The following is a 20,702-nucleotide window of genomic DNA, read 5'->3' as shown; positions in this document are numbered from 1 at the left end:
GGGGAACACCGGTAGGGAACGTTGGTGAGTGAACGGGGTCTCGGTAGTGCCGGAGGTGGTATGAAGTGCGGTCAGGCGGTGGAGGCGACCCGCAGAGGGCATCGGGGGACGGTGAACCAGCAGACGGCGGCGGCGGCGGCCAGGGCGACGGCGCCGATGCCGACAGCGATCCCGGCGGTGCCGGGCAGTTCCTGGACGAGGACGAACACGCCCATGACCAGCACGAAGATCCCGAATCCCTTCCGCAGGGCCGCTTCTGGGATGCGCCCGGCCAGCCGGGCGCCGATGACCGAGCCCAGGATCGCGGCAACGGTAACTGCTCCCACTACACCCCAGTTCAGGGACACGGTGGTGAGATAGCCGGCGAGGCCGGCGAACGATTTCATGGCGATGACCACCAGTGATGTGCCCACCGCTACGGGCATAGGCAGTCCGCCCAGCAGGGCCAGAGCCGGGACGACAAGGAAACCGCCTCCAGCACCCACCAGCCCGGTGACCAGACCCACCACGAGGCCCTCGATGATCACCTTGCCGGTCGGCAGCTCACCGTGCTCGACGGCGACCACGTTCTTGCGGCCCCGGATCATGGCAAGAGAAGTGGCCACCATCATCAGGGCGAAGCCGATCATCAACAGGGTTCCAGGTGCGTGGCCGCCGATGAGTCCGCCACCGAAAGCCCCCGCCATACCGGCCGCCCCGAAGATCAGGCCCGTACGCCACCGCACACGCCCATTACGGGCGTGGCTGATTGCGCTGAACGCCGAGGTCACCCCCACCACGAACAAGGACGCGGCGATGGCTTCCTTTGGCTCGAACCCCGCGATGTAGGTGAGGATCGGAACGGTCAGGATCGACCCTCCGCCGCCGAGCAACCCAAGCGAGAGCCCGATTAACACCGAAAACAAAAGAGTCAGTACGAGGGTGAAGGTCATAGTTCGTGTCCTTGTCTTCCCCTCCCACACGGGCGGAGATGGCGGTCCAGGTGCAAAGCGCTGGTCCAGCACGGGACGGGAGGACCTCGCACTACCAGGGTGAGGTGCTACGTGCCGGACCAGCCCCTCGAGTATTGCAGATACCCCACCGGGTATCCAAATACCCGGTGGGGTATCCGTAGGTGTCATGTCGTGCCTGAGGGTGCCGCCCTGTGCTCAAAGCTCAGCGTGGACCACAAACCCCGAGCCAGGAGGGGTGTCGCATACCGGTCCGGACCGGCGTTGTACGCGGCTCCACAATTGGCATCGGTACTTGCCAGGTGGTGAATCGCTTACTAGGTGGCGAGTCGGCCCGGCCGCATTCGAACACAGAAATACGTCAGACTGCGTAGAAAAAACGTGGCGCCATACCCTGGGGGGTATATAATAGTGAAATCTGGTTTCGCTTAGGCTGCGACCCAGGGTCGTCCGGGTCGAGGACGATCCACTACCCAACCAGCTACTTTCACAGCTTGCCTGGTATCCGAAACCTTTCAAGAAGGGAAAATGACATGGTCACACCGGATAAAATCAGCTCAGAAAGCCTTCCGGACACGCCCCTCATGGCGGAGGCGGAGGTATTCTCCGCCGAGTCAGAAGCGCGGATCTGCCGGATGGTCATGGGCCTGAAGGCTCACGGAATCGACCAGCTGATACGGCCGCTCTAAAATCCTCCGCGGGCAACCTGGCGCATCCCGCCACCACAACTCCTGAACGGTGACGGGATGCGCACGTACGGGACGTCCTCCCTGGAGCTTTCACGCGAAGGCTTCGACGGCGGACGTTGGTCCGTAGACGGAGAAAGGCTGGGGCCTTGGAATGAGGCCCCAGCCTTTCTCAACACAGTTCGGCACTATCTCAACACTGTCTCGGCGCTGGTGCGGCACTTGGTCGGTGTCAAGTAGCTGAGCCGGGGTCAGGTGGTGGGCAGGCCAGCTCGCTGCCAGGCCGTCATTCCGCCGCCCATGGTGTCGGCTGCGTAACCTGCGTCAGTGAGGGCATCGGCCACGCGGGCGCTGCGGTTGCCGCTACGGCATACGACGATGACTGGGCGGTCGTGGTCAATCTCGGCCATGCGGGCGTTCAACTCACCCATGGGAATGTGCAGGGCGCCCGGAATCATGCCTTCAGCTACTTCGAAATCTTCACGCACATCCAGGATCTGGTCCTGCGTGCGGCGCTCGTCGGCATCGGTAATGGTGATTTCGGACATCGAGGTTCTCCTTTAGACGGTTAGCGGTTTAGGGGTTAGTTCTCCGGAGCGGCGCAAGCCATTCATTCCTCCCGTAAGGGAGTAGACGTCATAGCCACGGTCAGCCAGCTGCCGCACAGCGACGGCCGATCGCGCTCCAGACTGGCAGACCGCGGCTATGACCGGGCGATCCTTGCGGATTCCGGCACTGCTGGCCTGCAGACGGTTCAGAGGGATGTGCTTCGCAGCTGGAATACGGCCTGTGCGCCATTCCGCAGTACTGCGCACATCGACCACGGTCGCCCCGGAAGCGACCAAAGCCTTGGCCCCAGTTACCCGACACGTGTGTAGGGCTTACTGAGAACGGATCTAAGCCGGCTGGAAGTTCCCACGGGCATGCCTTTCGTTCATGTTGTTGCCCCCGTTACCACCCTCTACGCCCCTTTCATCGGAGAGCAGAGGGTGGTCGCAGGGTCCTGGCAGGCACCGGCTGAACCACATCCAACATTGCCCTGCAATGTTGGAGGATCAGGCTGCTGTGGCCTGCTCGGAGTCTGCGGTGGCGGCAGGAATCTGAAGGATCGCGCTCTCACGGGTAGGTTCAGTGGCGGTTTTGTTCCACGGCATCGCAGACAAGGCCTTACCCATCGCGCAACTGTTGGACACAGCCGAGAACGTAAGCCCTGTCCCGATTATCCCGGCCAGGGCCCGCAGCTTCGGGGAGACGAACCGTCCGCCGGCAAGACCGAGTACCACTGCGGAACCGGCCACCATCCGTACCTGGCGCTCCATGTCCCAGCGGGTGCTACCGCGGACGACGTCTCCGCCGGCATCGGCGAACCCGGGCGCCCCACCGGTCAGTACATGGGCGGTGTCCAGGCCGGCCCCTGCTAGTCGCTGTCGGGCCTGTTCCGCGCGGGCCCCGGACTGGCAGACCAGTACCACGCGCTGTCCCAGCCGTTCTGCGAGTTCAGCGGCGTGCTCGGAGAGCAGAGGCAGCGGAACATTGTAGGAACCCCGCACATGCAGGGACTCGAACTCTGCAGCAGAGCGCACGTCGAGAACCACCAGGTCCTCGTGCTCGGTGATCCACTCGCGCAGGGTCTGCGGTGAAACGGTCGTGATGGTGGGGGAAGCGGAAGTCATAGGGATCCTTTCGAGGAAGCGCCTCAGATGAAGACACATCCAGTATGCCCTATACCCCCGGGGGTAATCAACAAACCCCTAGGGGTATATGATGACTGTAGCGATCGCAACTCATGAGGAGACCCCAGTGCAACTCGAAACCACCGAACTAACCCCCGTACTCAACCGGCTCAAGCGTGCCCAAGGCCAACTAGGCGCAGTGGTGCGCATGCTGGAAGAGGGCCAGGACTGCAAGGACGTCGTCACCCAGCTCTCAGCAGTATCCAAAGCCCTTGACCGGGCAGGATTCGCCATCATCGCCAGCGGCCTGCAGCAGTGCCTGACGAACCCCGACGAAACCCTGAACAAAAAGGACCTCGAAAAGCTGTTCCTCTCCCTGGCCTAAGCAGGACCCGGACCTGACAGGCTGGAATCTCCACGCCGTCGAACACCTATCGAAGGAGCCGAGCATGACCTATACGAACGCCATTACCGTCTCGCTGCCCTACGCGGAGGCCGTAGCACGTACCCGCCAGGCCCTAGCTGATCAGGGATTCGGCATCCTGACCGAGATCGACGTCAAGGCAACCTTCACCACCAAGCTTGGCCCAGAAGCCGGCGAGGCAATCGGTGACTACGTGATTCTCGGGGCCTGCAACCCCAACCTGGCCAGCAAAGCCCTGGCAGCTGAACCCGAACTCGGTGCCCTGCTACCATGCAACGTCGTGGTCCGCAGCACCGACAAGGGAAACACAACCGTTGAGACCATCGACCCGCAAACCATGGTCCAACTCAGTGACAGCCCCCAAGTACGCGAAGTCGCCAACGACGCCGACGAGCGACTACGCGCAGCACTGTCATCCATCAGCGAGGAGAACCCCTCTAAATAAATACTGCGCTCACCCGCGCCAAACACAGCACCCTCCCGTATGGACGCTCCGCCAACTGTGGGGCGTTCATACTGCTAACACGCAGCATTAACCACCAGCACGGAACCCCACGCCCGACATTCTCACCCCGCCATGCACCTCCAAAAACCTGCCATTTACTCGAAATACACAGGGTGCAGGGCGGTTAGCTCAGCAAGGTGTCTCGAAAAGCTTCAGGCTTGTGGGCCAGTGCAGGAGCGGCGGCTGTCCTTCAGTTTTTGAATCAACCGTCAGGCTCTACCTCGAAGAACTCGTGGGTGAGGTCCAGGACCCGGCCAGCAGTTAAGCAGGACAACGCAGCGCCCACTATCAATTAACGGGTAGAACTCAGGGGTTCTGTCGGGGCCCGGGCCGAGCGTGACGGCTCGGTTCGGGCCGTCCTGTTTTATTCGTGGGTGGGTTCGCCGGTGATGCGGTGGTCGGCGTGGTTTATGCCTTCGAGGATGAGGCGGGTGAGGTGTCCGTCGATGATGTTGTAGATGACGTTGCGTGCGTTTTTGCGGGTTGAGACGAGGCCGGAGAGGCGGAGCTTGGCCAGGTGCTGGCTGACCGCGGTGCGATTAGCTCCGGTCGCAGTCACCATGGTGCCGACATCCGCGGGGCCTTGGGTGAGGAGCCACAGGATATGCAGGCGGGTCGGATCGGAGAGCATCCGGAACGTCGCCGCTCCCGCTTCGAGGCGCTTAGCGTCCGGTTCGACCGGGTGCACGAGACTCGGCCCCGTCGTCCCTGACTGATCAGTCTTGTCCTCGATCACGGCATGGGAGACGGTGGTACGACCGGTCCGCGGATCAGCTGGTGGTTCGCCCATGATGCCCGTCGCCCCCTCGTCGCTCGCTCCATACCGGTACCTCAGGCCGAAGACCGGTGCTCGGACGGTGTGTGCCTTGTCCACGTTACTGCCCGCGTTCAGCGCTGCGCGCTATCTCCGGTGCAGATACAGGTGCTGGTGACAGTGCTGATGACGGTGCAGGGGAGGGTGTGGTTGTCGAGTCGCCGTGCGCATCAGTGTCGGTTGTGGCGGTGTCGGTTGTGGTTTTGGGGCAGCGGGCCAAAGCACCAGGGCTGTGATCGTGCCGATGAGGGCGAGGGCTCCGAGGACGAGAGCTGCGACGCTTTGGCCGGCGGCCGCGCCGACCCACCCGGCGAGGGGGTAGGCGAGGAGGAAGCATGCGTGAGAGAGGGAGAACTGGGCAGTGAACAGGTAGCTGCGGGTGTCATCGGTCGCGACCCGGCGCAGCAGGCGAGAGGACGGGGTGCTGATCATCGAGGTTCCAATACCCAGAACAACCCACAGCCCGAGGAACATCACCCACGAGCTGTCGGTCAGACTCGCCCGGCTTTGCTCGGTGGCGGCGAGGAACGCCGCGGCGAGCAGGCCCACGGTCAGGACCGCGCCACCCGAGAGCATGAACGTGCGATCCGGTGTGCGCTCCAGAGCTCTCGGTGCGATAAACGCAACCAGCATGGACCCTGCCCCGTAGAACGCCAGCGCAATCGCGACGTCGGTATTGGACCCGCCGAACAGGTCCCGGGCGTAGACAACGGTATTCACCAACACCAGGGCCGTGGCGGTCGCGACAACGAGGTTCAACGCCATCAGGCCCCGCAGGGACGGCTCCCGCAGGAAGATCCGACTGCCCAAGGTTGTGCGGTGCAGCAGAGAGCCCTGCTGCTGAACGGCAGGAATCACCGGCAGCCGGGTGGCGAGGACCATCGCCGCGGACACCAGGAACCCGACCATCGTGCCCACGAAGAGGTTGTGGAAACTCATCACCGTCAGCAAGGCCGCGGCGAGCAGCGGGCTGACCAGGGACTCCAGGTCGTAGGCGAGCCGGGACAGGGACAGGGCTTTGGTGTAGTCCTTCTCCTCGGGCAGAACGACAGGGATCAGGGCCTGGAACGCCGGGGTGAACGTCGCGGACGCGGACTGCAGGATGAACACCAGCACGTAGATCTGCCACACCTGATCGATGAACGGCAGGCTCAACGCGATTGCCGCGCGCACCAGGTCCGCGCCGACCAGGACACCTTTTCGGGGCAGGCGCTCGACCAGGGCCGCCATCACGGGGGCCACGAACACGTAGGCGATCATCTTGATCGTCAAAGCCGTGCCAAGAACCGCGCCGGCCTGCCCGCCGGCGAGGTCGAAGGCCAGCAGACCCAGCGCGACCGTGAGCAGGCCAGTCCCCAGCAGGGCAACGACCTGGGCGGTGAAGAGATTGCGGTACGCCGAGCGGCGCAGAACAGAAAGCATGACAAGGGGCCCGTCTCGTGCAGGAACAAGTCCCACCACTATACGTGCACCAATACGCACATACGAACTTAAAGAGTTCGATGGCGTACATCCTCAGACTCTGGAGCGGTTGAAACACCAAAAGGGCCCCGCCGGCGTGACGGCAGGGCCCCTTCGACATGCTGGTAAGTAGCTAGCTTTGAGATCCGCCCCGGGCGCGGCGCCCGAGGAAGAAAGCAATTGCCGCGGCCGCGATGACGGCGGCAACGGCGATACCGATGATGGTGCCTGTGCTGTTGTCGGTGTTCTGGCTCGCGGGAGCTGCGTCGACTTGCCCTGCGTCATCGGCGGCTGCGGAGGATTCCGTGCCCGTCGGGGCAGTCACCTCGTTATTCGTCCCTGTGCTGCTGGCCTCGCCCGTGGAGGAGGCGGAGGGATCAGTTGCTGTGGTGGGACCGGTGGTTGCCGGGGTCACGGCTTCACCGTCGGGAGCGTAGGTGAAGACATAGGAGCCTTCGATGGGATGTCCGTCCGCAGACACGGTCCGCCAGTCCACGGTGTAGGAATCGGCATGTTCGAGCTCGACCCCGGTCGAGATGACCGGGCCGTTGACGGTGACCTCACCCGAGCTCGCCGGGTGCCCGTCTTCGGCGGTGACCTCAATGATCGTTGTCTGCAGGGCGTCACTGCTCTGCGGGACTCCGGTGAGTGTCAGGGATACCTCGCCCGGGTCGGTGGTGATCGTCTCTCCCTCCGCCGGTGACGTCGACACGAGGGAGTCATGGGCCTGCGCGGGAATAGCGGTGATCAGGCCGAAGAGGGACAGGGCCAAGCCGGCGGTCGCTGCGCGGACAGTGAAGGACCGCCCGGTAGTGGTGGTGTTCATAGGATGAAAGCCTTTCATGCGGTGTTAGACGTAGTCGGACCCAGTCCGGTGCCAACACACGGAAGTAAAAAGGGGATGTCGTGAGGCGGGCGCATTCTCCGCTGCACCCTGAACGGCGCTGGAGGTGTTCGTCTCGGGGGCGTGGACGCTGCAACGCGTCGCACGGGCGCGGCATGGGTGGTCCGCGGACACCACCGGCCTGGAAGTACGGTGCAGGATGCGGGCGGGTCAGATCCGACCACAACGGCAGATCAACGGACTGCACCGCCGACGATGCGCGCGAGAACACCGGCAGCAGAGAAGTGATCCAGGCCCGGAGGCGGGACAACGCCGCATCACCCCTGGCCAGCACGATCGATAGCAGGACCACGCCGACAATGTGAGCCAGGACCATGAGAGTCGCCGACGGGTGTTCCAGAACATGCGCGTGATCCTGCGGAAGCTCGCCAACCAGCCCCACACCCACCCCCGCATCAATGCCCACATCAGTGCTCGCATCAGTGCCGGGAAGGGAGGGGGAGCAGGTCACCGCCTCCTGATGTGGCCGGTGGCCGGACGGGTAATCTACCGGGAAGTTCGACGGGTAGCCCGAGGTGGTGGGGGTACATCCACTGAGCGGTGTGAGGGACGTGAAAGCACCATGCAGGCTGATCTGACTCACTGTGGCCAAGGCCAGCAGCTTCGGGAGCGTCAACTGACGATCCGACAGGGCTGTGACGGGAAGAAGCAGGAGCGCGCCGAGAGCGACCACAAGCCACAAGGAGGGCAGCAAGCCGCCGCCCAAAACGTGGGCGCCGGCGGCGAGGGCGAGCATGACCGCAGTAACACCTGCGGCCCGAAGGTAACGCAACGGCGAAGAACCGCTAACGCTCACCCTCCTCACCTTCTGTCGTGAATCTCAAGCCAGCCAGCCCACCAGCTCATCCAACCACCGCCACTGACGGGGGCCAATAGCGGGCAGGCTTCCGTCGGGTCATCTCCGGTCACTGTCTGGCGGTAAGCATCTCTTCCATGGCTTCGATGTCAGCCTGCTGCGCGATGACCTGTTTTTGTGCAAAATCTTTGACCGTGTCATTGGATGCCTCACCAAGGGCGGCTTGGGCCATCATGACCCCGCCGCGATGGTGAGCGATCATCAGGGTAAGAAACAACCTGTCGCCCTCAACACCAGTCAGTGTCCGTAGCCTCGCCAGATCCTCCTCGGATGCCAGTCCCGGCATGCCCGCACCTGCAGCAGCACCTGTAGCAGCACCTGTTGCACTGTCGGTGGTGTCGCTCATCCCCTCATGACCGTCGACCCCATCTCCGTGCCCGGAGTCCGGAGTCATGCTCGGATCCTCATCCGTCTCCATATCCCCGTTCATCCAGGCCATGGGTTCCAGACTGGAGGATTGACCCAGGTCCCAGTTCTCCAGCCACGTGGACATGTGACCTATCTGGGCTTGCTGCGCGGTGGCCATGTCATAAGCGATGGTTTTCACGTCCAGGTCATCCGAGCGATCCCAGGCGATCATCGACATCTCGACGGCCTGCGTGTGATGGACCTGCATGTCCCGCGAGAAGCCTGCATCAGCGCTGGCCTCATCCGGGACCGCGGCCGACACCGTTCTTTGCGCGCCGAACAAGGCAACGCCACCAAGGACGAGGGCCACGACGAGGCCCGCAAGAAGCACCTTGAACCGAGCAGGAGATAGAACCGAGAACATGACACAGCCTAGGAAGAAGACGCGGGGCAACAGGACGGAGTTCAGCGCACACCATCGTATCGGCCGGCGACTCCGACCCCTTTCAACACGACCCCTCCAAACAGAACAACTCCATCCGCCCTTGGCCCGGCGTCCCGTTCCCGCCCGGTCCCTGTCAGCGGATCACTTACAAATGGACGACTCTGGTCTCATCCCACTCACTCCTGGGAATCCATCGCCAGGTGGCACGAGCAGGTGCATCTTCATCCCATGGGCCGGAACCAGAGCAGTACGAAGAGAACGGCGACGACGCACGGCAGGACACACGGTGCTGGCAAAACCACGCCCTGTACCGCTGCGCCTGGCAGGATCGATGGCGAAGATGCGCAACCGGAAGTCGGGACTTGCTCAACCACAGGTGGACGGCTTTGAGCTCCACCCTTCGGGCTCCACCCGCCCCCAGGTGGATGACCCGCGCTATTACTTTTGTGGGTGCACATTGGTTTGCAAGGGGTACTTGTTCCCGTTGCGGAGTTCCCGGTACGGTGGAAAGTGCAACGGGCAGTAGCCCCGCGAAGTTAGCCTGGCAGTCTTCCGGATGGTATGACGAGCCAGGCTCGCGCATTTAAAGCCTGCGCACCTCGCCGATGAGCGGTTCCACTTCAGCCCGCCAGGATCCCCCTTTTTGAAAGCACCACGCAACGGCGTCTCCGACCCACAGCAGCGGCTCCTCTGTGCGGCGCATGTGCCTGTATTCAAGCTCGGTGTTTCCGTGGGCCTTCAATTCCGCGTGGATGATTCTGCGATCGGTTGCTGCAAGGGAATCGTCCTGCTCGAGCACGAAGCGTTCTGCCTCGGCTTCGCAGAGGTCTTGTATGAGGGCTTCCAAACACGCAGGTCGAGCAACCTTGTCGGGCTTCCCATCGACGATGTAGACCACCGTTTTCACGCCGGTCAGGGCAGCGCCCCTGAGGAACGCTTTGCGCACCGCGTCCCTCTCGCTCTTGAAGTGCACGGCGGAACTGCCCTTGTGACGCAGACTCTTGATGGCTGAACGGGTCGCTACGACGTCAGCCGGTGAGATGACGGCCGCGGCGATGTAGTACCGGCCTGCCTTGGACTCATCCACGAACACGTGGGAGCGACGGGGCAGGTAACGCGACACTGCTTCGAGGTGCAGTACGCGAGGGACCTCATGTTGTATTGGCCGAAAATCACCGTATACGGCCACCACGCCGACCTGCTCGGAAGTAGTCGCTTTAAGTGGCCGAAACACTTGGCCGTAACTGTTTTGACCGAAACCTTTTGTAGAACGTTTTCGGCCACTCGCGTACGATCGGGGTATAGCCGGCGACGAACCGGGGGAGGGGTAGGCCATGCCGAACATCATCGGGTACGCCCGGGTTAGCACCCGGGACCAGAATCCGCAGCTGCAACTGGATGCCCTCACTCATGCCGGCGCCGCCCGAATCTTCACCGACACGGCTACGGGGACGAACATCAACCGCCCGCAGCTGAAAGCGGCACTGGAGTACCTGAACCCCGGGGACGTCCTCGTGGTGTGGAAACTCGACCGGTTGGGCCGGTCCGTGCGGGACTGTATCGGGCTTCTCGAGGACTTGCACGAGCGCGGTATCGAGTTCCGGTCCCTGACTCAGGGCTTTGACACCACTACGGCGCAGGGGAAGTTCTTCTACACGGTGATGTCCGCTTTCGCGGAACTCGACGTGGAGTTGCTGCGCGAACGCACCTATGAAGGGCTCGCCGCGGCCCGACGCCAGGGCAGGGTCGGCGGCCGGCCTACCGTCATGACGCCGGAGCGGACAGCTGACGCGGTCCGTAAGTACGACGAAGGTGTGCGTATCTCTCAGATCGCCACGGTGCTCGGTGTCGGCCGCGCCAGTGTCCGCCGTGCCCTCGAGCGTGCACGCGCCGCCGACCCCGATTTCAATGCCGATGCCGACTCCCAGGAGGCCCGGAAAGAGCCCGGCACCAGGACTGGTGCTCAAGCCGACAGGACCAAGGCCAGGGCGGCATCGGCTAGAACGCGGACCCCGACTCGAAAGCAGGCACCACGATGATGCTTATCGCGCTACCCCTCATGTTCCTGTTTGGTGTGCTCCTGCGCAGCGCGTTCACGCACCCGTGGCGGACCCTCGCAACGATCATCAGGTGGTCGTGCTGGTACACGGGTTTCTTCGCCGTCCTGTTCACCGGCTGCGCGGTGTACTTCCAGTATTGGACGATCGCTGCCGGTTCCCTCGTGGTCACCGTTCTGCTGTTCTGGATCGCCCGACGCCTCGGTGTCCTCCACAACCGCGTGCCACGGCCGCGCATGGCCCGATAATAGACAAGGGACCCCTCGAGGCGGACGACGCGCGAGCAGAGGACATCGTCCGCACTCACCTGAGGACGATCTGCGCCGCGACAGGATTGCAGGAGCCGGAGGTCAGGATCATCACCCGCACAGGATCGAAGAAGCAGGAGATAAACGCGCGGTTCAAGGTTCGCCGCGGAACGCCGACCGTCGAGGTTACTCGCCGGGCCGCCCTGGAGCTGCTGATAGACGGGCTGACCTTTCTGATCGGTCACGAGCTGGGCCACTTCCACGGGTATCACGCTTGGAGAGTCATCCACCGATGGACGAGCGCAGGCATCGCACTGGGGCTGCTGATCTTTCTCATCGGGGTGGCGGGCCTGATAGTCGCCAGCTACTTCGGAGAGTCAACCATCGTCCCAAGCGCCTGGACTGGGGCAGGCATGGTGCTGACACTTGCCGCGATCGCGCTTTACTGTGCTTTCAGCCGCCGCGAGGAAACCAGAGCCGACCTCTTCGCCGTGACCTATCAGCAGACCCTCATCGGAGCCGAACAGTTCTTCACAGCCAGAGCAGCTGATCGCGTGGAGAAAAAGCCCTCCACGCGATTCTGGCGAAGAATGAACCTCCTACTCCTCGACCACCCCTACCGCTCTATGAGGCTCGCTTCCATGCGAACCCAGCTCGAGCGCGGACGTACTCCATAGCCACGGCCGCGGTAGGAAAATAAGAGATGACACGGCGACGCCGGGCGGAGGCTGACCGGTTCTGGGAGAAAGTCATCAAGGGTCCGCGCCCGACTGACTGCTGGATCTGGACCGGCGCCGTCGCTGATGACGGCTATGGGCGGTTCTGGGTCAGTCGTGACGGCAGGCAACGCGCGCTGCGACCGCAACGGTTCGCCTACGAAAACCTCACCGGAGAAGCCCTGCACCCAGGCATCGCTCTCATGCACGTCTGCGATGTCCCGCTGTGCGTCCATGCCAGCACCGGGGGAGCATCCCACCTGCTGCCCGGTACCCAGGAGCTGAACATGCTCGACCGGTCCCAAAAGGGCCGGCACGCCAACGCCTCATCCTTCCGGTGGCGCGGCATAGGCCGCTCCCGGTTCCACGCCCAGTCCGTCGCGCTGCGCACAGCCCTCCTCGAGCACGGATGGAACGAAACGATCATCCGGCCACTACTCACCGGCACCGACCCGGAAGCACCCACCCTCTTCTGAGTGTGGTGGCCGGCGGTCGTGGGTAGCCGGCGGTTTTAGTGCTTCCCTGCTCTCCGCCAGGGCTCCGAGCAGGGCAATGGTCCTTCGCTTCGCGCCGGCCTGTCACGGCCCGGCTGCTCCTTCGTCGCATCCGGGCCGGGGTCTTTTTTGCTGCTGTCCTACGGATTATGCGCCCCCGCTCCACAGCGTCAACCGGCTCCGCCGGCATCGGGCACACCGATCCTGTCCGGCGCTCCTTCGTCGCTTATTTCCTCCCAGGATCGGCGCACCCTCGCACCTACGGCGTTGAGCACTGCTCCGTCGGGGACGAGCGAGCGAGCTCGCCAGCAGGCAAAAAACGCCGGGGAAAGGGTCCGCTGCTGGTCACTACAGGGCCTCGACTCCACCACCGCAACGAAGGAGCACCAACCATGAACGAGAACACCACTACCAAGGACACCGCCGAAGCGGTATCCGTACCCGCCCTGCCGGTCGATGACCGGAGCGGGGACGGGTACGACTGGATGGAAATCCTCACCGGTACGGCGTGGGTTGTGCTGCCGAACTGGGGTTCCGAAGGATGGGATGCCGGATCGTGGCCCTACATCATCCTCGCGGTCGCCAAGAGCAAGGACGACGCGGGGGAGCTGTTCGGGTACGGACAGTACGTCGAGGGCGACACTGAAACGCACTGGTTCCGCTCCCAGACCGCTTGCCATGAAGCGATCATCGAATCGGTGTTCTGGTTCTGGAAGTCCGGCCAGTCAGACGGCCCGGAGGACCTGCCCGTGGTGGCGGCCGAGCTTCCCAGCCGCTACCGCAAGCCCTTCTTCGGATGTACAGACGGACGCGACACCGTCGAGTAAGCGACCCGCAACCGCACCCCGCTCCAGCGGGCGGGGTGCGGCCCGACCCGTCACCTCATCCCATTACCTCGAAAGCAGGCAAGCGCTGATGCCCAAAATGCTGCTCTCCATGAACCATGTCAGCACCCAGGCCGACTACGTCCGGGTAGCCGTCGACGAAGACGCAATGCTCGCCTGGCTGCAAGAGAACCCCAAAGAGAACGACTGGATTCAGCCCGTCAGTGACAAGGACGACATATGCGCCGAAGACGTCCGACGCTACTTCGAAGCCCACCCCGAGCTGCGCGATCACCGGCACTTCCACGAGGCCGCCGGGGAAGTGCGCGAGAGCTGGTCCCAACTGGAAATCATCGACCCAACCGACGAAAACCAGACGATGAACTAGTCGATTTGATGCCATAGAAGGGCTGTTTATTCAGATGAATAAACGGTAGAATTAGTACCAGCAGCACAGCAGTCGACTCTCACTAAAACCAATACGTAACCAAGGACTGAGCGCCATGACCATCACCATCTTCGAGAAGCCCAGCGGGTGCTTCGGATGCAAGAAGACCAAGGAACTGTTCGACGCCGCAGGCGTCCAGTTCGTCACCGTGGACATCACCACCAACGACCAGGCGCTGGCCTACGTCACCGACGAGCTCGGCTACAGCCAAGCACCCGTCGTGGTCTACGCGAAGGACGGCAGCGAAGACCACTGGTCCGGCCTGAATCCAACCAAGATCAGCCAGGTTATCGCCCTCGACGGCGCCAAGTAGGCAGCCACCGACAAGGCTTGTAAAACAAGCCTTGCATTACAAGCCTTGTCCGCCAGTCCTAGCACCCACTAGCTACCAGCAGCACCGACATTCAATGACAACACCAGCACCCCATACGAAAGGCAGTTGAGCATCATGGCCGGAGAAACCATCATCACCGTCATCGGGAACCTCACCGCGGATCCCGAACTCCGATTCACCCCCAGCGGGTCAGCGGTCGCGAACTTCACCATCGCGTCCACCCCGCGCACGTTCGACCGGCAGTCCAATGACTGGAAGGACGGCGAAACCCTGTTCCTGCGCTGCAATGTCTGGCGCGAGTCGGCCGAGAACGTCGCCGAGACCCTAACCAAGGGAACCCGCGTCATCGCCCAGGGCCGTTTGAAGTCCCGCAGCTACGACACCAAGGAAGGCGAGAAGCGCACCGTCATGGAACTCGAGGTCGACGAGGTCGGACCGAGCCTGCGCTACGCCTCCGCGAAAGTCACCCGCACCCAGCGCAGCAACAACGGCGCCAGCGGAGGCAACGGGGGAGCTAACGGCGGGGGAGGAGTCCAGGGCGGAGCACAGCCGGGTAACACATGGCAGCAGCAGCCCGCAGAGGATCCGTGGGGAGCCCCCGCAGCAGCTGGAGCTGGTTCTAGTAGTGCCGGTGGATGGGGCAACGGGCCGGAGAGCGAACCGCCGTTCTAGCCCGCAGCTTTGCACAGCATCGCGGGACAATCGTCGGTGGCCGGCCCTACGCTGGCCACCAACGCACCACGCTAATCACAGCGACTGCCCTGTAGGCCGTCTAGTAGGAGAGAGATAGCCCATGACCAACAGTCCCGAGGTGCAAGCGCTCACGAACGAGCATCACTGCGGGCTGAGGTCCTGGGCGAAAGGCACCTACACGACCGAGGCGGCAACCGAGTTGCTGATCCGGGCTCATGAGGGCCGATTCGCCAGGCCGGGGCAGCCCTGGATCGGGATGGGCAGCCGCTGGCCCTATGTCGACTTCGAGGCGATTGAGGAGAACCTTGGAGGGCTTTCCGGTGGCGAACGCCGGTTCCTGCTGCTGGTCGCGTCCCTTGGGGACGGGGGAGCGCTGGTTGACCTCGGAGACGTTATCCCGGGCCTGGACCGTGACGTGTTGGCCCTCGTCCTGGCAGCGATCGCCCATGCTGGCGGAAGCCATGAGCACTCAGGGTTCGAGTTCACCGAAGACGGCACGCCGACGTCCATCGTCCGCCTCGCCCGACTCTACGACTGGCCTAACGGCAACATCATCTAAAGCCGCTGCGCGGCACTCCAGCACGCCGGCGGACAGCACGAAACCTAGGCGGTGCGCTGACACACTGGAAGGATGCCCATGAACTTGCCAACGAGCGAACGCGTCGCGGAATGCGCCGAGTGCGGTCGGACATCCCCACTGACCACTACCGGGAACGGAACACCCAAGCTCTGGGCCTATGTCGCGGATGAGCAGATCACCCTTTGCCCGCTGCACAAGTTCCAGCCGCCGGCAGAGTGGAAAGACCTCATTCAGACTTACAGCAGGGCTGACCTCGAACAGCTGCGCGGTGACACCAAGCCACCGCCGCCGCCAGGAGCCTTCGACGATGAGGAGTAGTAGGTGAGTAAGCGCAAGCCGGCGTCTTTCACGCCGTACTTCACCCAAGATGACGCCGATCAGGTGCGCGCTGCGTTCCTCGCGGCAGGAGCCGCGGAGGGGTACCGGTCTGTGACAGACTTGATTGAGGCAGGTGTGATGCGTGAAGTGAAGCGCCTGCAGCGCAAGCACAACCAGGGCAGGAAGTGGGAACCGGTAGCACCGGGGGCCCTCCGGCCAGGCCGACGGACTCTCGCCGAGGAGAAGAACCGGGCCCAATAGATTTCCTCGTTGCGGGGAAACGCAAGAAGAGCAGTACGGAAGCGGGAGCTGGTAGTTCAGCTCCCGCTTCCACCTTTCAAGGCGTGTTCGTCTTCTCAGCTCGCACGGGTAATTCCGAAGCAATGGCACTCGGCCATGGGTTGCGCGTATTACGCGATGCACCCAGCGATTCTGTTCCACACCCCGGACGGTACAAGGCAGCACCGATAACGAGACCCAGCGGCGTGGGCGGGGGAGTGTGGTGGCCGGCGGTCGTGGGTAGCCGGCGGTTGTAGTGCTTCCCTGCTCTCTGCCAGGGCTCCGAGCAGGGCAATGGTCCTTCGCTTCGCTCCGGCCTGTCACCGGTCAGGCTGCTCCTTCGTCGCATCCGGGCCGGGTCTTTTTTTGCTGCTGTCCTACGGATTGTGCGTCCCCGCTCCACACCGTCAATCGCTGCGCGACGGGGCCGGCCACAAACCTCTACGGCGCTCCTGCGTCGCTTATTTCCTTCGAGGTTTTTGGCAGGCCCTGCCCTTCGGGTTGACAGTGCTCCGTCGGGGACGAGCGAGCGAGTTCGCCAGCAGGCAAAAAACGCCGGGGAAAGGGTCCGCTGCTGGTCACTACAGGGCCTCGACTCCACCACCGCAACGAAGGAGCACCAACCATGAACGAGAACACCCAGCACAACAACAAGCTCACCGTTTCGACGGCGGCTGACCTGCTCGCCTACGTCCCGACCACGCTCGGCTTCCAGCCCCGCGAATCCTTCGTGGTCATGACCATGCGCGGCCAGCAGAACGGCCTGACCCTGCGAAGCAACACCCCGGCCGAAGCGGTCCGCCCAGTCGACTACGCGCAGGCCATGATGCGGCATCTGCTTGCCGACACTGCCGCCGACGGAGCCCTGCTGTTCGTCTACACGAATGATGTGGCCGACGCCGCCCTGTTGGGCGAGAACGAGCACGCCAAGCCCTACATGGAGTACGCGAAAGCCCTTGAGACCGAGATGGAGCGGGCGGGGTGGTCCCTGCGGAACGGGTGGCTGGTCACCGACAAGGGATACACGACGTACTTCTGCGAGGACGGCGGGTGCTGCACACTGAACCCGCTGGACGAGGTCCATGACAGCACGGTGAACGCGGAGATGATCTATCGCGGGTACAGCACGCGATCGAGCGCGGAAGCCACGGCCGTAGATCCGGCGTTCATCGGCTCCGACGACGCGCACGCGACGATCACCGAAGCGACGTATTGGATCAACCGGCTGGGTGCCCCGGATGATCTGGAGTTCGACCACCAGAAGATGCGCGATGCCCGCGCCGAGTGGAACGAAGCGCTGGGGGAGGACATCGACGAGAGGGCCGCGTGCGAACTGGTCTGCTACCTGAACATCAAGTCCATCCGTGAACGGTTGATGGCCGACGCGATCAGCGCGGCCGACGACGAGCCGACTTTTCAGAAGGTGCTGATCGGACAGTACGAGGGACGGCCGGACTGGTCCCGCGTGGAGGCGACGGAGGACCTGCTGGTCAAGATCCTCGCGTACACGCCGATCGAGGACCGGGCCGCGCTGTTCTGCTTCCTTGGGTGGTTGTGCTGGTACCGGGGATCGTCCTCCGTGGCCATCGCCTACTTCACGAAGGCCCTGAACATCGACGGGCAGCACCGGCTGTCCCGCCTGCTCCGCGAGCTGGTCAGCCGCAGCTACGTCCCATTGGCCGCGCAGAACGAGGCCACCGCGTACCCGCAGGGCAACCGTCACTAGCCAGGCACCCGGTCACGGGGCCAGCTAGACCATAGGCCGAGGGCCGGACACCCCCACGGGAGTCCGGCCCTCTTCCCGTTCACCGGAGCGCAGGAGCACCACGGGGAGTGCCGCCAGTTTCGTTGGGTGCGCGGGCGGCGGCCTCCGCCGCCAACTCCCCCGGCCGCCGCCAGACACGCTGACGCGACCACACCCACCAGCCACGAGCTCCACCTACAGGGTTAGTCCGCCAGGCGACCTCCGGGTGCCGGCCGCGCCAGCACGTACAGTGAAATCACTTCACCGAGTAAGGAAGACACACGCATGGGAACCACGGACCACATCGCGCGAACCACCCCGAGCATCACCATGACAACCCCGTTCAGCGAAAGCCTGGCCGTGCACTTCCCGCAGCTGACAGCGCCGACAGTGGAAGAACTGCTCGAGGACCAGGTAACAGCCGGGCCCGTTCACTTCTCGCACGTTGACATCGTGTGGACACCCGAGGCCGACAAGGATCTCCTCGCCTAGACACACCATCGGCTGAGAGCACTTAGCCGGGCACGGAGGGCGGCACGGGCACACCAGCCCTGCCGCCCTTTCTCATACCCCACCAACGCGCCCAGGCCTCCGTGGGCGGCCGGCGGTCGTGGGTAGCCGGCGGTTCTAGTGCTTCCCTGCTCTCCGCCAGGGCTCCGAGCAGGGCAATGGTCCTTCGCTTCGCTGCGGCCTGTCACCGGTCAGGCTGCTCCTTCGTCGCATCCGGGCCGGGGTCTTTTTTGCTGCTGTCCTACGGATTATGCGCCCCCGCTCCACACCGTCAATCGCTGCGCGACGGGGCCGGCCACAAACCTCTACGGCGCTCCTGCGTCGCTTATTTCCTTCGAGGTTTTTGGCAGGCCCTGCCCTTCGGGTTGACAGTGCTCCGTCGGGAACGAGCGAACGAGTTCGCCAGCAGGTAAAAAACGCCGGAGAAAGGGTCCGCTGCTGGTCACTACAGGGCCTCGACTCCACCACCGCAACGAAGGAGCAAAACCGATATGTCCGTTCTGGAACAGATCAATCCCGCCACCCTGACCATCGACGCGAACGTGCGCGCCGAAGCGAACCTCGACAAGGCTTTCCTGTCCTCCATTAAGGAGCACGGAGTCATTCAGCCCGTCGTCGCTCACCGCATCGAGGACGGCACCGTACACGTCCTCTACGGGCAGCGGCGCACCCTCGCCGCCGTGGAGAACAACCTCGACACCATCCCGGTGTACGTGGTCGATTCCCTCAGCGAAGCCGACCGGCTCGCCAAGCAGATTGTGGAGAACGATCAGCGCCGCGAGTTGACGGACAACGACCGGGCCGAAGCCTTCCACCAGCTGTCCCTGCTAGGTGTGTCGGCAACGCAGATTGCCCGGAAGACCGGGGCGAAGAAGGCCACCGTGGACGCGGCCCTGAAAGTCCGCTCCGACGACACCGCGACCGCGTTCCTCGCCGCAGGGATGACGCTGGACATGGCCGCAGTGATCGAGGAATTCGCCGGAGACACCGAAGCAATCGAGAAGCTGGAAACCGCTGCGAAGCAGGCCCCGCAGAGCTTCGACCACACCGCGCAGCGCATCCGGGACGACCGGAAGCGGGAGGCAGCGGTCGCGGCAGGTAAGGCCGAAGCCGAAGCCGCAGGTCTGGCGATCATCGAGAATTCAGCATTCACGCACTACGACTACAAGGGTCCGATTGCTGACATCACCGACCTGCGCACCAAGACCGGGGAGCGGCTGACGGTGGAGGACGCGAACGCCGCCTACGTCCGGTGGACCTACTCAGGACTCGCGACGGCCTACGTCAACACCGATTGGAAGGCAGCAGGGTTCGTGAAGCCGGGCGCACCGCGCGCCGGGAAGATGAACGAGGAGGAGAAAGCCGAACGCCGGACCGTGATCGAGAACAACAAGGCATGGGACGCCGCTGAGGTGGTCCGCATCGAGTTCGTGAAGGGACTGCTCAAAGGCAAGACAACCCCGAAGAACGCGCTGCGGTTCATTGCGCAGGCCATGGCCTCCCACTCCTACACAGTGGCGAAGGGACTGAACGACGAGAGCGACTTCGCCGCCGAACTGCTGACCGGCAAGACGACGGAGACTCGTTTCGGTGGTAGCCGGGAACTGGTGAAGATCGCCAGCCGCCCGACCGCCCGGCATGAAACGAATATCCTCGCCATGGTCCTTGCAGGTTTCGAGAAAGGCACCTACCGCCAGTCATGGCGCGACGGTGGGGCCACCACGAAGTTCTACCTGACCCAGCTCGCTATGTGGGGATACAACCTCAGTGACGTGGAACGCCTGATCACTCACCCCGCCCCCAAGGTCGTACCCGAAGCCGCACCCGAAGAGGCTCCTGCCCCCGAGGTCGCGCCCGAGGACGGAGCGAGTGAAGCAGACACCGAGCAGGCCGACCCCGAGGATGCCGACACCGCCGACGAAGCGGAGGAAGCCGAAGCTTTCGAGGACATCCGCACCATGGAAGAGGAAATGATCGCGGAAGAGTTCGCCGCCGCCGAGTAGCACCGGACATCGGTGGTGCAGGGAGATAGACGGCCCTGCACCACCGGCCCGGGCCACGGGGAAGGATCGGGCGGTCAGCTCACCACAAGTGGGCGGGGCGGTTCGCCGCCGCTGTGGGAACCTCGAGCTGTGGTCGCCGGCGACGAACCGCCGTCCTCGCACTCAAGCTCACAGAGGCTCAGGTGCAGCGCACCAGGTACGCGCGCACCGGCCGCGCTGCACACCGACACGACCAGAGGAAAGGACTACGCAGATGCGTTGCCCACAGAAGAGGGGACCGACACAGTGAACTGCACCCCAAAAGTTGGACTGGCTTAGCAAAGGTTAGGCCGCGAGGGCTTGGGTTCGGTATTGCACCGGGCTCAGGCCCTCGAGCTTTGTTGAGATC

General features: G+C 63.6%; 26 protein-coding genes. 17 read left to right on the top strand and 9 right to left on the bottom strand.

Annotation, left to right across the window (positions count from 1 at the left end; genetic code table 11):
• Positions 1 to 71 precede the first annotated feature (71 nt).
• Positions 72 to 932, bottom strand: a complete 861-nt coding sequence (locus D6T63_RS15660; RefSeq protein ID WP_120149997.1) for a sulfite exporter TauE/SafE family protein — start codon at positions 930 to 932, stop codon at positions 72 to 74.
• Between the two features lie 551 nt (positions 933 to 1,483).
• Here D6T63_RS15660 and D6T63_RS19320 point away from each other — a divergent pair.
• Positions 1,484 to 1,639: a hypothetical protein gene (locus tag D6T63_RS19320; protein ID WP_182977046.1), complete on the top strand. Its 156-nt coding sequence runs from the start codon at positions 1,484 to 1,486 to the stop codon at positions 1,637 to 1,639.
• Positions 1,640 to 1,887: 248 nt separating this feature from the next.
• Here D6T63_RS19320 and D6T63_RS15655 read toward each other — a convergent pair whose 3' ends face one another.
• The 3 genes from D6T63_RS15655 to D6T63_RS15645 all read right to left on the bottom strand — a co-directional run bounded on the left by D6T63_RS15655 (position 1,888) and on the right by D6T63_RS15645 (position 3,309).
• A complete protein-coding gene (locus D6T63_RS15655; RefSeq protein WP_120149996.1) occupies positions 1,888 to 2,184 on the bottom strand; it encodes a rhodanese-like domain-containing protein in 297 nt (98 codons plus the stop codon).
• Positions 2,185 to 2,196: 12 nt separating this feature from the next.
• Positions 2,197 to 2,451, bottom strand: coding sequence for a rhodanese-like domain-containing protein (locus D6T63_RS15650; RefSeq protein ID WP_328588684.1), 255 nt, complete (start codon positions 2,449 to 2,451; stop codon positions 2,197 to 2,199).
• 240 nt (positions 2,452 to 2,691) lie between these two features.
• The gene (locus tag D6T63_RS15645) at positions 2,692 to 3,309 is read right to left on the bottom strand and encodes a rhodanese-like domain-containing protein (protein WP_182977045.1); all 618 of its coding nucleotides are present in this window, start codon (positions 3,307 to 3,309) and stop codon (positions 2,692 to 2,694) included.
• Positions 3,310 to 3,436: 127 nt separating this feature from the next.
• On the opposite strand from D6T63_RS15645, the gene D6T63_RS15640 reads away from it, so the two are divergent.
• Together D6T63_RS15640 and D6T63_RS15635 are read left to right on the top strand one after the other, a co-directional pair.
• Complete coding sequence (locus D6T63_RS15640; protein ID WP_120149995.1) at positions 3,437 to 3,694, top strand: metal-sensitive transcriptional regulator; 258 nt, start codon at positions 3,437 to 3,439, stop codon at positions 3,692 to 3,694.
• 64 nt (positions 3,695 to 3,758) lie between these two features.
• A complete protein-coding gene (locus D6T63_RS15635) occupies positions 3,759 to 4,178 on the top strand; it encodes a DUF302 domain-containing protein (protein ID WP_120149994.1) in 420 nt (139 codons plus the stop codon).
• A 424-nt stretch (positions 4,179 to 4,602) separates the two neighbouring features.
• Here the strand turns inward: D6T63_RS15635 and D6T63_RS15630 are convergent, their stop codons facing one another.
• From D6T63_RS15630 to D6T63_RS15610, 5 genes are all read right to left on the bottom strand, one after another.
• The gene (locus D6T63_RS15630) at positions 4,603 to 5,112 is read right to left on the bottom strand and encodes an ArsR/SmtB family transcription factor (protein ID WP_328588680.1); all 510 of its coding nucleotides are present in this window, start codon (positions 5,110 to 5,112) and stop codon (positions 4,603 to 4,605) included.
• A 27-nt stretch (positions 5,113 to 5,139) separates the two neighbouring features.
• Entirely contained in the window at positions 5,140 to 6,474 is a 1,335-nt protein-coding gene (locus D6T63_RS15625) for an MFS transporter (protein ID WP_120149993.1), read from the bottom strand.
• A gap of 172 nt (positions 6,475 to 6,646) precedes the next feature.
• On the bottom strand, positions 6,647 to 7,339 hold the full coding sequence (locus D6T63_RS15620; RefSeq protein WP_182977044.1) for a copper resistance CopC family protein: 693 nt from the start codon (positions 7,337 to 7,339) through the stop codon (positions 6,647 to 6,649).
• Positions 7,340 to 8,322: 983 nt separating this feature from the next.
• Positions 8,323 to 9,045 carry a DUF305 domain-containing protein gene (locus tag D6T63_RS15615; protein WP_120150064.1) on the bottom strand — a complete coding sequence of 241 codons (723 nt, stop codon included), beginning with the start codon at positions 9,043 to 9,045 and terminating at the stop codon, positions 8,323 to 8,325.
• Positions 9,046 to 9,649: 604 nt separating this feature from the next.
• Positions 9,650 to 10,402 (bottom strand): hypothetical protein, encoded by a 753-nt coding sequence (locus D6T63_RS15610; protein WP_235830788.1) that lies wholly within the window; start codon positions 10,400 to 10,402, stop codon positions 9,650 to 9,652.
• Here D6T63_RS15610 and D6T63_RS15605 point away from each other — a divergent pair.
• The 14 genes from D6T63_RS15605 to D6T63_RS15545 all read left to right on the top strand — a co-directional run bounded on the left by D6T63_RS15605 (position 10,401) and on the right by D6T63_RS15545 (position 20,314).
• A complete protein-coding gene (locus D6T63_RS15605; protein WP_120149990.1) occupies positions 10,401 to 11,105 on the top strand; it encodes a recombinase family protein in 705 nt (234 codons plus the stop codon). The two genes, D6T63_RS15610 and D6T63_RS15605, sit on opposite strands and share 2 nt — an antisense overlap.
• Entirely contained in the window at positions 11,102 to 11,371 is a 270-nt protein-coding gene (locus D6T63_RS19315) for a hypothetical protein (protein WP_182977043.1), read from the top strand. The genes D6T63_RS15605 and D6T63_RS19315 overlap by 4 nt, the downstream gene beginning before the upstream one ends.
• A gap of 86 nt (positions 11,372 to 11,457) precedes the next feature.
• Positions 11,458 to 12,048, top strand: a complete 591-nt coding sequence (locus D6T63_RS15600) for a M48 family metalloprotease (protein WP_220725952.1) — start codon at positions 11,458 to 11,460, stop codon at positions 12,046 to 12,048.
• 26 nt (positions 12,049 to 12,074) lie between these two features.
• Complete coding sequence (locus tag D6T63_RS15595; RefSeq protein WP_120149988.1) at positions 12,075 to 12,563, top strand: hypothetical protein; 489 nt, start codon at positions 12,075 to 12,077, stop codon at positions 12,561 to 12,563.
• 410 nt (positions 12,564 to 12,973) lie between these two features.
• Positions 12,974 to 13,408 carry a hypothetical protein gene (locus D6T63_RS15590; RefSeq protein ID WP_120149987.1) on the top strand — a complete coding sequence of 145 codons (435 nt, stop codon included), beginning with the start codon at positions 12,974 to 12,976 and terminating at the stop codon, positions 13,406 to 13,408.
• Between the two features lie 88 nt (positions 13,409 to 13,496).
• Entirely contained in the window at positions 13,497 to 13,793 is a 297-nt protein-coding gene (locus tag D6T63_RS15585; RefSeq protein ID WP_147394397.1) for a hypothetical protein, read from the top strand.
• Between the two features lie 115 nt (positions 13,794 to 13,908).
• Positions 13,909 to 14,166, top strand: a complete 258-nt coding sequence (locus D6T63_RS15580) for a glutaredoxin family protein (protein ID WP_120149985.1) — start codon at positions 13,909 to 13,911, stop codon at positions 14,164 to 14,166.
• A gap of 135 nt (positions 14,167 to 14,301) precedes the next feature.
• Positions 14,302 to 14,859 carry a single-stranded DNA-binding protein gene (locus D6T63_RS15575; RefSeq protein ID WP_120149984.1) on the top strand — a complete coding sequence of 186 codons (558 nt, stop codon included), beginning with the start codon at positions 14,302 to 14,304 and terminating at the stop codon, positions 14,857 to 14,859.
• 121 nt (positions 14,860 to 14,980) lie between these two features.
• Complete coding sequence (locus D6T63_RS15570; protein ID WP_120149983.1) at positions 14,981 to 15,439, top strand: hypothetical protein; 459 nt, start codon at positions 14,981 to 14,983, stop codon at positions 15,437 to 15,439.
• 78 nt (positions 15,440 to 15,517) lie between these two features.
• Entirely contained in the window at positions 15,518 to 15,778 is a 261-nt protein-coding gene (locus D6T63_RS15565; RefSeq protein WP_120149982.1) for a hypothetical protein, read from the top strand.
• 3 nt (positions 15,779 to 15,781) lie between these two features.
• Positions 15,782 to 16,039, top strand: coding sequence for a ParB family protein (locus D6T63_RS15560; protein ID WP_120149981.1), 258 nt, complete (start codon positions 15,782 to 15,784; stop codon positions 16,037 to 16,039).
• Between the two features lie 643 nt (positions 16,040 to 16,682).
• Positions 16,683 to 17,783, top strand: coding sequence for a DUF4192 domain-containing protein (locus tag D6T63_RS15555; RefSeq protein ID WP_120149980.1), 1,101 nt, complete (start codon positions 16,683 to 16,685; stop codon positions 17,781 to 17,783).
• Between the two features lie 303 nt (positions 17,784 to 18,086).
• Positions 18,087 to 18,293 carry a hypothetical protein gene (locus tag D6T63_RS15550; protein ID WP_120149979.1) on the top strand — a complete coding sequence of 69 codons (207 nt, stop codon included), beginning with the start codon at positions 18,087 to 18,089 and terminating at the stop codon, positions 18,291 to 18,293.
• A 509-nt stretch (positions 18,294 to 18,802) separates the two neighbouring features.
• On the top strand, positions 18,803 to 20,314 hold the full coding sequence (locus D6T63_RS15545) for a ParB/RepB/Spo0J family partition protein (RefSeq protein ID WP_120149978.1): 1,512 nt from the start codon (positions 18,803 to 18,805) through the stop codon (positions 20,312 to 20,314).
• The last annotated feature ends 388 nt before the right edge of the window (positions 20,315 to 20,702 follow it).

The organism is Arthrobacter cheniae, assembly GCF_003602275.1.
GTDB lineage: Bacteria > Actinomycetota > Actinomycetes > Actinomycetales > Micrococcaceae > Arthrobacter_D > Arthrobacter_D cheniae.
Note: the sequence above shows the minus strand (reverse complement) of the source record. Positions and strands in the feature narration are given on the sequence as shown.